9 protein-coding genes are annotated in these 11,126 nt (G+C 43.7%); 5 read left to right on the forward strand and 4 right to left on the reverse strand.

The genetic code is table 11. From position 1 onward, the window contains the following. Together JF818_RS10820 and JF818_RS10825 are read right to left on the reverse strand one after the other, a co-directional pair. A partial coding sequence (locus tag JF818_RS10820; protein WP_198892026.1) for a ParB N-terminal domain-containing protein occupies positions 1 to 296 on the reverse strand: 296 nt, incomplete at its 3' end. Further along, positions 277 to 1,047, reverse strand: coding sequence for a ParA family protein (locus tag JF818_RS10825; protein ID WP_198892027.1), 771 nt, complete (start codon positions 1,045 to 1,047; stop codon positions 277 to 279). The genes JF818_RS10825 and JF818_RS10820, both read right to left, overlap by 20 nt. A 108-nt stretch (positions 1,048 to 1,155) precedes the next feature. Between JF818_RS10825 and JF818_RS10830 the strand changes: the two genes are divergently transcribed. Then, on the forward strand, positions 1,156 to 1,386 hold the full coding sequence (locus tag JF818_RS10830) for a NifU family protein (protein ID WP_198892028.1): 231 nt from the start codon (positions 1,156 to 1,158) through the stop codon (positions 1,384 to 1,386). A 746-nt stretch (positions 1,387 to 2,132) separates the two neighbouring features. On the opposite strand, the gene gyrA is transcribed toward JF818_RS10830, so the two are convergent. Then, positions 2,133 to 4,685, reverse strand: coding sequence for a DNA topoisomerase (ATP-hydrolyzing) subunit A (gyrA, locus tag JF818_RS10835; protein WP_198892029.1), 2,553 nt, complete (start codon positions 4,683 to 4,685; stop codon positions 2,133 to 2,135). A 15-nt stretch (positions 4,686 to 4,700) separates the two neighbouring features. Further along, positions 4,701 to 6,734, reverse strand: a complete 2,034-nt coding sequence (gyrB, locus tag JF818_RS10840) for a DNA topoisomerase (ATP-hydrolyzing) subunit B (protein ID WP_198892030.1) — start codon at positions 6,732 to 6,734, stop codon at positions 4,701 to 4,703. Between the two features lie 199 nt (positions 6,735 to 6,933). Here gyrB and dnaA point away from each other — a divergent pair, with 199 nt between their 5' ends. From dnaA to JF818_RS10860, 4 genes are all read left to right on the forward strand, one after another. After that, complete coding sequence (dnaA, locus tag JF818_RS10845) at positions 6,934 to 8,355, forward strand: chromosomal replication initiator protein DnaA (RefSeq protein WP_198892031.1); 1,422 nt, start codon at positions 6,934 to 6,936, stop codon at positions 8,353 to 8,355. A 216-nt stretch (positions 8,356 to 8,571) separates the two neighbouring features. After that, positions 8,572 to 9,678, forward strand: a complete 1,107-nt coding sequence (dnaN, locus tag JF818_RS10850) for a DNA polymerase III subunit beta (RefSeq protein ID WP_198892032.1) — start codon at positions 8,572 to 8,574, stop codon at positions 9,676 to 9,678. Then, a complete protein-coding gene (locus JF818_RS10855) occupies positions 9,678 to 10,769 on the forward strand; it encodes a DNA replication/repair protein RecF (protein ID WP_198892033.1) in 1,092 nt (363 codons plus the stop codon). Before dnaN ends, JF818_RS10855 begins: the two co-directional genes overlap by 1 nt. Further along, positions 10,759 to 11,079, forward strand: a complete 321-nt coding sequence (locus tag JF818_RS10860; RefSeq protein WP_198892034.1) for a DUF721 domain-containing protein — start codon at positions 10,759 to 10,761, stop codon at positions 11,077 to 11,079. Before JF818_RS10855 ends, JF818_RS10860 begins: the two co-directional genes overlap by 11 nt. The last annotated feature ends 47 nt before the right edge of the window (positions 11,080 to 11,126 follow it).

The raw sequence follows: 11,126 nt of genomic DNA on the forward strand, positions 1-11,126 counted from the left end.
ATACTATACAACCCGGGTGCAATCTCCTCTACCAAGATAGGCTGCAATACACCTTCCCGTTGGATCGATTGACTCAATTCTTCCAGTGCTTCTTGGTTGAAATTCTTTCTTGGCTGGTTTGGGTTTGCACGAATTTGTTCAACAGGGACTTCAAGAACACGTTGTCCTTTCTCAGCATCTGGTTTTGATGAAGCTAAGCCAAGGGCGGAGTCCAAAACAGAATCGAATGAATAGTCTTGCATTAAGGAACCTATTCCTTTCCCCAATCCATGTTTCTTATTGGTTTCTTGCGACACGTTTTGTAACCTCCTTGGCTAATGCCTTATATGCTTTTGCTCCACTGCTTGAACCATCGTATACCGTAATCGGAAGTCCATGGGAAGGGGCCTCGGCAAGTCGGATATTTCTGGGAATCATAGTCTTGAAGACCAACTGAGGAAAAAAGGAACTCACATCTTCAACTACTTCCTTAGCCAGATTAGTACGCTTGCTATACATAGTAAAAAGAATTCCTAGCACTTCAAGATCGGGGTTAATCGATTTCTTCATGTTCCCCACAGTTCTTGTCAACAAACTCAACCCTTCCATTGCCAAATATTCACACTGCATTGGAATGATCACTTTCTTGGCCCATGCCATTGCATTGACCGTGACCAATCCTAATGAAGGAGGACAATCTGCAAGGATATACTCCCAAGAATCTTCCAATGACGATAAGGCTCGTTTAATAAAAAACTCTCGCTCTTCCTCTTCAACCAGCTCGATATTCAAACCAGCCATGTTGATATTGCTGGGTATAGCGTAGAGATTCTTGACAGGAGTCTGCTGAACTGCTTCCTCAGCGGGAAGCTGGCCAGCTATTACCTCATATATACCAGGTTGCCTTCCATCAATGGAGGTAGCACTCGTGAGATTACCCTGGGCATCCAAGTCGATCAACAGGACCTTCTTACCCTGCCCAGCCAAAGCAGCTCCCAAGTTAACTGCTGAGGTAGTTTTACCTACTCCACCTTTTTGGTTCAAAAACAGTATTGTTTGTGCACTCATACTATTCACTATACGTAATAAACTCATTCATGTCACCCAATAAGGTTGTTAACTTGACCCTTATTCATCTCTATAGTATCTTCAAGATACCGTATGGAGGATAATTACATGATAGAAGATAAAGTCAAAAAGGCACTTGAGGACATTCGGCCCTCTTTGCAAAATGACGGTGGAGATATCGAGTTCATCAGTTTGGTTGGCAATGATGTAACTGTTCGTCTTGTTGGCGCATGTGCTGGCTGCCCGATGTCCCAGATGACCCTGAAAGGTGGTGTAGAACGCTACCTTCGCAACTTTGTTGATCCGAATCTAACTGTGGTAAATACCCCAGATCTATAGTATTCAGAGAACCAAGCATGATGCGTTTCACGTGAAACATTCGCGTGGAACGTATTTTTTTGTACCCTGAATTATGTTTCGAAATACGTATTCTATTCGAATCAACTCTCTACCAAGATAATTGATGTTTCACGTGAAACAATCATAAAAAACCTCATACAATTCTTATTATTTTTAGTCGAACCACGATAACACTTCTTCTACCAATCAAACTCCATATACAAGGAGTTCGTTCTAAGAATGTATTACAGTAAATAGCTCACTCCCCGTATTCAACGATACATACCCCTAAGATGGCCATACCGTCCAATTACTATTTCCTTCTGCTAGAGGTTTCACGTGAAACACCAAAACACTATCTGAAGTACCAAAGGATATCTGTATACCGATACTGACCCCTCCCCTACCCTCTTCCTTTTCTGAATCCTCTATCTATTGGAAGTAAGCACATCCTAAGATTAGGTACATTATTCATTCCATGTTTCACGTGAAACGGGGTTGGCTTTAGTAAGGCTATACTCTTCTTTTGAGTGAGCACTATTCACTTAGGTTGGTTTTTCACCCTCGATTTTTAAATGTTTTTCAAATATGTCAAAAACAGCAAATCAGAGCGCTATTTGCAGGTTTTTTGGTCAATGTTTCTATATAACGATACAGATTTGTGTGGGAAATGGAGGAAAATTTAGGCAATAAAATGGGCTGTTTTCTCAATGGAAAACAGCCCGATATACTACTTAACAGATGTTTTATTCGTTATCTGAATCGTCAATTACAATATCTTCAGATTCATCATCATCAACATCCTCATCTTGAACCACATCCTCTGGATTTGGTGCTTCAGGAATCTCTACTTCTTCCTCTTCATCTTTCTCAGTAGAAGCTATGGCTACGATGGAGTCATTTTTCCACTTCATCGATACCACACGAACTCCGGCAGCATTTCTCCCTTGCACAGAGATTGCATCACAATGAACCCTCAGTGTCTGTCCCATCATGGTGACACACACAACATCATTATCATCGTTTACACTCAGCACACCCACTATAAAGGTTGCCTTCGTTCCAAGACGGAAGATCTTCTGTCCCTGTGTTCCTCTACCATGCACATTGAAGCTGTCAAAGGTTACTTGCTTTCCCTGCCCATTTTCAGTAATCATGAGAATTCTATGGGAATCATCTACCTTCAACAATCCAGCAACCTGATCATCTCCGATCAAGCGGATACCGCGAACACCACGGCTAGCCCTTCCCATTGCCCGTACATCACTCTGACGGAACCTGAGTCCACGACCATTCTTGGTGATCAACATAACCTCATCACCTTCCTCAACAAGGTCACAGCTCAGTAGCTCATCACCTTCATCAAGGAATAAGGCCCTGATACCACGAACCCTTGCATTCACGAAGTTTGACAACGATACCTTTTTCACAACACCCTGACGGGTAGCCATCATCAAGTACTTATCCTCACTGAATTCCTTGAATGCAATGATCGAAGTGATCTTCTCAGTGGTTTCCAGCTGAAGAATATTCTTGATACTGGTCCCCTTTGCAGTTTTGGTAGCTTCAGGAATCTGGAATCCCTTGATATAGTAAGCCTTGCCTGCATTACTGACAAACATTACATATTCATGGGTTGAGGCAACAAACATATGGTCGACGAAATCACCGTCCTGCAGCTTGGTTGTCCTGGTGCCCTTGCCTGCACGTCCGTGAGCATCATACTCCTCGACGGGAATTCGCTTTGCAAAGCCCTTGTTGCTGATCAACACAACAACAGATTCTTCCTTGATGAAATCCTCATCTGTCGCCTGTCCCAACTCTTCTCGAGCAATTCTTGTAAGTCTACGGTCTTTTGGAACAAGGGAGGAGGGAAGGGAGCGAACTTCAGATTTGACAACGTCCAATATCTTCTGGTCGTCAGCAAGCAATTCCTGATAGTAGGCTATCTTCTGTTCAAGCTCTCCCAATTCATCCAATATCTTGGAAGTCTCAAGATGACTCAAGCGACCAAGTTTCATGTCGATGATCGCCTGTGCTTGGATATCATCCAAACCAAAACGTTCAACGAGACGATTTGCAGCTATCGTGTTATCATCAGACTCCTTGATGATCTTAATTACCTCATCGATATTATCAAGACCAATTTTCAAGCCCCTGAGGATATGTGCACGCTCTTGTGCCTTGCGCAAGTCATACCTTGTCCGTCTTGTTACCACCTCAGTTCGATGCTCAATATAATAAACCAGCATCTCCTTGAGCGTAAGCAACTGAGGTCTTCCCTTCACCAGTGCAAGATTGTTTACATTGAAGTTTGACTGTAGGGCAGTTCTGCTGAATAACTGATTGAGTACCACCATCGGCTCAGAGCCCATCTTCAGCTCCACCACAATCCTGATACCATTACGGTCGGACTCGTCGCGTATTGTGCTGATCATGGGGATTGCACCATTCTTACGGAGGTCATCAATCTTCTTCACCAAATCAGCTTTATTGACTTGGTAGGGTATCTCGGTGAACACGATCTGGTCATGACCACGGTCACTCTCCTCGATCTCGTACACAGAGCGCATGACAATCTTGCCACGTCCGGTGGTAAAGGCATCCTTGATTCCCTGCACGCCACAGATGACTCCACCTGAGGGGAAATCAGGGCCCTTGATATGTTCCATCAACTCATCAATGGTGATATCAGGGTTTTCAATGACTGCACAGATGGCGTCAGAGATTTCCTGCAGGTTGTGTGGAGCCATATTGGTGGCCATTCCAACGGCAATTCCACTACTTCCGTTTGCCAGCAGGAAGGGGAATGAACCAGGAAGCACCAGAGGCTCTGTCATCGAGTCATCATAGTTTGGCCCGAAATCAACCGTCTCTTTCTGGATATCCTGCAACATCTCCTCGCCGATTCGGCTCATCTTAGCCTCGGTATATCGCATTGCTGCTGCCGGGTCTCCGTCAATTGAACCAAAGTTACCCTGGGGGTTTACCACCGGGTAGCGCAAGGAGAAATCCTGTGCGAGACGTACCAATGCATCATATACCGATCCATCCCCATGGGGATGGTACTTACCAAGCACGTCACCAACAATACGAGCACATTTCTTATATGAGGAGTTGGCTCTCAGGCCCATCTCATACATATCAAAGAGGATTCTTCTGTGGACCGGCTTGAGACCGTCACGTACATCAGGGAGAGCCCTGCTGACAATGACGGACATGGCATAGTTGAGGTACGAGGTTCGCATCTCCTTTGCCACGTCTACAATTATTGTCCTATTTTCGTTTACTTCTTCCACGATTATGTCCTTATACTAGATATCCAAATTCGAAACATAGACGGCATTTGCGTCAATGAAAGCCCTTCGTGGCTCAACTTCTTCACCCATGAGCATACTGAAGACCCTATCAGCTTCCTCTGCATCTTCAAGAGAGATTTGGCTGATCATGCGTGTCTCAGGATTCATGGTTGTTTCCCAAAGCTGATCGGGGTTCATCTCACCAAGACCTTTGTACCGCTGGAGCCCGACCTTGTTTTCATCCCTGACATTGTGTTCTTCGAGAATCTTGGTCCTCGCTTCCTCATCATAGGCATAGAAAACCTTCTTCCCTATGGTGATCTTGTACAAGGGAGGCATTGCAAAATAGATATACCCGGCTTCAATGAGAGGTCTCATATACCTAAAGAAGAACGTCAGCAGCAATGTCCTGATATGTGATCCATCAACGTCTGCGTCTGCCATGATGATAATCTTGTGATATCTCGTCTTAGAGAGGTCAAAGGTCACATCATTGTCGAAATTTTCATCCTTGCCCATATTGTTGTACCGGGTAATACCGGCACCAATGGAGGAAATAACCGGCTGCAGCTTATCATTTCCCAATACCTTGAACTCCTGGGCTTTCTCAACATTGAGCATCTTACCCCAAAGAGGAAGAATTGCCTGGAATTTACGATCACGTCCCTGTTTTGCGGATCCACCTGCTGAGTCACCCTCAACAATGAAAACCTCACACTTTGCAGGATCCTTTTCAGAGCAGTCGGCCAGCTTGCCTGGTAGGCCGCCACCTTCACTCTTCTTTCTGATCTGCTCTCGTGCCTTACGGGCGGCAACCCTTCCAAGCGCAGCACTGATGATCTTCTGCAGAATGGTTTCCGTCTGGGCAGGGAACTCATCAAAATAGTTTCCCAGCTTCTCATATACCATGGAGAAAACAACGCCGGTTACCGCAGAGTTGCCCAATTTCATCTTGGTCTGCCCCTCAAACTGGGGCTCAGGAACCTTTACAGAGATAACAGCGGTCAAACCTTCTGAGATATCACTCTGTTCGAGTTTTTCCTCATACTTCTTCAAGAGTTTTGGGTTCTTCTGTAATTGAACGTTGATAACCCGACTTAATCCAGTCCTGAAACCAGTAAGGTGGGTACCACCCTCGCGAGTGTTGATATTGTTTACAAAGGTAAGCACCTTCTCATCGTACTTATCATTGTACTGCAGACCAATCTCCACCTTGATGTTGTCCCTTTCCCCTTCAATGGAGATGGGAGGATCAACCAAGACACGCTTGAATTCGTTAAGGTAACTTACAAAGTGGGAAATACCACCATCAGAGTGAAATGTTTGTTCTTTTACCTCATTTCCTCTGCGGTCAGTAAGGGAAATTGAAACTCCCTTGTTCAGGAAGGAGAGCTCCCTGAATCTATTGACCAATACCTCATAACTGAAAGCATTCTGCTCCATGATGGAGTAGTCGGGGGAGAATTTAACCACGGTGCCGCTTCGATCGGTATCTCCGATGCGAAGCACTTCACTCTTGGGCAATCCACAGCTGTAGAGCTGTCGGTATATCCCCCCATCTCGATAGATGGTAACCTCCATCCAGACCGAGAGGGCATTTACACAGGAGACACCCACTCCATGCAATCCACCGGAGACCTTATAGGAGTTCTTATCGAATTTTCCTCCGGCATGCAGTTGGGTGAGGGCAATTTCCAGCGAGCTTTTCTTCTCAATTGGGTGTGGATCGACAGGAATTCCGCGGCCATTGTCTTCAACTGTACAAATCTCTCTTCCCTCATCATCAATATCGAGGTAGACACGGATTTCTGAACAGTAACCGGCCATCGCTTCATCAATGCTATTATCAACCACCTCATATACGAGATGATGCAATCCATCAATGCCTGTGGATCCAATGTACATACCAGGTCGTTTTCGAACAGCCTCAAGACCCTTGAGGACCTGAATACTCCCGGCAGAATAACCATGGGAAACGGAAGCCATCTCAACACCATCTTGGTGCAAGGATGGCTCCAACGTTCCGTTATCAAAGCTCCCTTCACTCATTCGTTATATCCTTATGTAATAATAAAAAAAATACATGTATCAATTCTTATCAAGTATACCAAAATTATGGGGGAGTTGCAAGCTTGCACACGAATTCAAGCCAATTTATTACTTCTTTTATTACAAGATTTTACAAACAACAGATTCACTTAGCTGTACAATACTTGCACCGTCTGACACTACAAGGTAAAATGGCCGCATGAGCGAAGCACAAAACATATACTATGAGTTCTGGCAGGAAACTGCCTCCCGTATCAAGGAGACCCTTCCAGAACAGGAATACCATACCTGGTTCAATCGAATTGCCTACCTACGATCAGATAGTCATAAGGTAGTATTGGCTGTAGCAAGCCAGTTTATTCTTGACACAGTAATAGCCCGTTACAGGGATATGATACGCAATACGATGATTGAACTAACTGGAGAGGACATCGATATTGGTTTTGAGGTAGTAGCACGTTCAAAAATTGAACAAATACAGCAACCATCAAAAGAACACAAGGAAGCTCCAAAGGAAACACCCATTGTTACCATCCAACCAAAGCCACAGGTCAGTGAAGAGAAGACCTTGAAAATGAAAAAGGATTGTAATCTGAACCCTTCCTATGAGTTTCATACATTCGTGATCGGGGACAACTCTGCATTTGCCTATAATGCAAGCCTCGCGATTGCAAAGAATCCAGGAGTCAGTTACAACCCTTGCCTTATCTATGGTGGTGTAGGGCTTGGTAAAACACACCTGTTGAACTCCATCGGAAATTATATCATCAACAACACCCCTGAGCTGAAGGTTATGTATGTGACTGCCGAGATGTTTACCAATGAATTCATTGAATCAATCGGATCACAAAGAACACAGCAGTTCAAGAATAAATTCCGTAAAGTGGATGTGCTGCTCATCGATGACATACACTTCCTACAAGGAAAGGACAGTACACAGGAAGAACTGTTCCATACATTCAACAACCTGTACGAGTCAAAAAAACAGATGGTATTCACCTGTGACCGACCCATCAGTGAACTGAAAAACATAACCGATCGCCTGAGTTCCAGGTTTGAGAGGGGATTGAACGTAGATCTGCAACCACCAAACTATGAAACAAGAATGGCAATCCTCAAGAAAAAACTTGTGGAAAGGGGCGGTTCAATGAGTGAGGAGATTCTCAACTACATAGCAACCAATGTATGTACCAATGTGAGGGATCTTGAATCATCACTAACCAAGCTTATTGCCTATAGCGAACTACTTGGACAGGAAATATCATTTGACAAGGCACGGGAACTCCTTGGCATTCTCCCCTCCTTGGCTGCCAATTCAAACCAGACCCTCTCCATTGATACCATCATCAAGGTAGTGGGAGAGTACTTCAATGTAAGCAGTTTCGAGATCAAGGGAAAAAAGAAGAACAAATCGCTCATACAACCAAGACAGATTGCCATGTTCCTGGCAAGGGATATTACCGAATATTCCACTACGGAAATCGGTACAGAATTTGGAGGCAGGGACCACACCACTGTCATGCATGCACATGACCGGATTGAGTCCCTTATGAAAGGGGATGAATCATTTGCAAACACCATCGTAAAATTGAAGAGGGACTTAACAAATGGTAAGCGGTAATATCTTGTGGACAACCACTGGATACCTTGTGGATAACTGCCAAAACCTGTGGATAGAGCTTTTTTCCTTGTGGATGAAATGTGGGCAACTGGACAAGTTATCCACAAGATGACAAAAATTAAGCAGTGATTGGACAAGAAATTAGAAAGTTATCCACAGAATCTGTGCTATTATTACTATTATTACTATATTTTTTAATAATCTAGGAGTATTAATATGAAATTCGTCTGCAACAAAGATGACATCCTCAACGAGATAATATATTCAATGGATTTTACCAGTCAGAGAAACTCCCTTTCTATCACCAGCAACGTCTATCTGGAGACCTTCGATGGAAGGCTTATCATCAAGGCAACAGATCAGAAATTGGGATTCAACACTGAGATTGCAGTCGAGACACTGCAAGAAGGAAGAACCACTGTTTTCTGTGAGAAACTCCTGAATATTCTCAGAAGCCTTCCAAACACCAGAATTGATTTCTCATTGGAAGATGGAATGCTTACCATCAAGCCTGAAGAGCAAAACATTGATTTCAAACTGAGAACCATAGGTGCTGATGAATTTCCCTCCTTGGAGAATTCAGAATCATCTTCGTATTTCACGATTCCTCAGAAAACCTTCACCGATATGGCAAACCAAACCATGTTTGCCATCAGCGAAGATGAAACAAGATATTTTCTCTGTGGTCTGTATCTCGAAAGAAATGCAAGTGGCATGAACATGGTTGCCACAGATGGAAGAAGACTTTCCATTGTGGAGAGAACATTTGAAGAAGATCTTCCCATGTTCCCATCAATTATCATTCCACCAAAATTCTTTACAGAATTGAAAAAACTCTCCACTGATGAGGGAATGCTTGACCTTTCAATAACCGAAAACATTCTTTTTGCAAAAATCGGAAACAGGACATTCTATACAACCCTCATCAAAGGACAATATCCAAACTATCGTAGGGTGATCCCTGAAGTGCAAACCTATACCTGCACGATGAGAATCCAAGATATGCTTGATGCCTTGAAGAGAGTTTCTCTCTTGGTTGAAAACAAGGCAAAAAGAATCTTCCTGGATATCAGTGAAGCTGGAGTGCTGCTTACCAGTGATGAGAGTGAAGTAGGAGAAGCGAAAGAAATCATTGCATGTCAGTATGAAGGTCCTGACAGCAAGGTTTCCTTGAACTACACATACTTGGTAAATCCATTGAAAGCCATGGAGGGAGAATATTTCTCCATCAACTTTACTGAACCTACTCGTGCAATGACTGTAAAACCTGATAGTAATAGGGATTACTTTCATATCATTATGCCAATGCAACCGAATGCCTGATGCGTTTTACCCAACTTTGGACCAACCAATTCAGAAATCTGGCCAGCGAGAAAATACCTGTCGATAACCGACAGGTATTCCTCATTGGACCCAATGGACAAGGAAAAACCAATCTTCTTGAAGCAGTATATACACTCTGTTATGGATCTTCGTTTCGTACAAACCAACTGAAGGAACTCGCAACTGACAAAGAAAAAAACTTCAAGCTTGAAGGGATATATGTAACAGATGATGAACAACATCACACCCTTGTACTCGAATACAAAGATGCAAAACGGACGGTACTGCTTGATGGAAGGGAAATCAAGGACAGAAAGGAGTTGATCTACAACATCCCCTGCATAGTTTTCAGCCATGACGATATTTTTTTCATCAAGGGAGAACCTGAACAGCGAAGAAGATTTTTTGACCAGATCATGAGCATGTACAATCCCCTGTTTTTTGATGACATGCGCAGGTATCGGTTGGTATTGAGACAACGGAATCTGGCAATAAAAGAACAACGATTTGAACTGCTTCCAGTCTATGACATTCAGCTCGCCACCTATGGCATTGCAATCCAGCAGGAAAGAACACGTGCTGTATTCGAGTTCGACCAGATTTTTCCTGAGATGTATCGCTCTGTTTCTGGTCAGGATATTGACGTGCATATCGAGTACCAACCGTCCTGGAATACCTGTGCAACCAAGGATGAGGTGATTGCTTATCTGGAACAGACAAGAGGACGAGATATGAACCTGTTGACTACTACCAGTGGAATTCATCGTGACAGGTTCCAGGTGATGGAAGGTTCTCAAAATTTTTCCCAAACAGGATCTACCGGCCAGATGAGGCTTGCTTCACTCATTTTCCGTACCGCACAGATGGCATTTTTTGAGAAGAAAACTGGAGGAAAGCCTTTGATACTGGTTGATGATGTACTGCTCGAGCTTGATCACACCAGACGAGCAGAATTTCTTAGGTTGATGCAATCCTACAGCCAAGCTTTCTTTACATTTTTACCAGAAGAGCAGTATTTCTCCTCTCTGGCAGATGAGAACGCATTGGTGTATACTGTCGATCAAGGAAGATTTATCAGCCATGAAGGATAAGAAAACAAGACTGTGCAAGGAAGGAGAACCACTGGAAGCAAAAGCCGTGCTTGACTATGTCTTGAGAAGACTTGATATCCGTCCTGATAACCCAAAAGCAGCTGTTGGGTTTGAGTGGCAGAAAATCATTGGAAACCGCTTGTATCCTCACGTAAAAATTGTGGAAATCAAGCACACCACATTGGTTTTGAAAGCCGACCATCCTTCTTGGGCACAAATTACCATGATGCAGCAAAAAAAAATTCTTTCTCTGCTCGCAAAGAAGTATCCATCCCTAGGCATTAAGAGCATTCAGATGCTAAGCTCTTAGTTACTTGACGTAAATACGGGCAGTCTATATACTGCACCACTCGGGGG

Origin of the sequence: Sphaerochaeta sp. S2 (assembly GCF_016406725.1) — a bacterium.
In the GTDB taxonomy this organism is placed as follows: Bacteria; Spirochaetota; Spirochaetia; order Sphaerochaetales; family Sphaerochaetaceae; genus Sphaerochaeta.

What these genes read in the sequence shown, in the direction of transcription:
- JF818_RS10825 (WP_198892027.1), bottom strand. Translation starts at nt 1,047, where the DNA reads ATGAGTGCACAAACAATACTGTTTTTGAACCAAAAAGGTGGAGTAGGT.
- JF818_RS10830 (WP_198892028.1), top strand. Translation starts at nt 1,156, where the DNA reads ATGATAGAAGATAAAGTCAAAAAGGCACTTGAGGACATTCGGCCCTCT.
- gyrB (WP_198892030.1), bottom strand. Translation starts at nt 6,734, where the DNA reads ATGAGTGAAGGGAGCTTTGATAACGGAACGTTGGAGCCATCCTTGCAC.
- dnaN (WP_198892032.1), top strand. Translation starts at nt 8,572, where the DNA reads ATGAAATTCGTCTGCAACAAAGATGACATCCTCAACGAGATAATATAT.
- JF818_RS10855 (WP_198892033.1), top strand. Translation starts at nt 9,678, where the DNA reads ATGCGTTTTACCCAACTTTGGACCAACCAATTCAGAAATCTGGCCAGC.
- JF818_RS10860 (WP_198892034.1), top strand. Translation starts at nt 10,759, where the DNA reads ATGAAGGATAAGAAAACAAGACTGTGCAAGGAAGGAGAACCACTGGAA.
- dnaA (WP_198892031.1), top strand. Translation starts at nt 6,934, where the DNA reads ATGAGCGAAGCACAAAACATATACTATGAGTTCTGGCAGGAAACTGCC.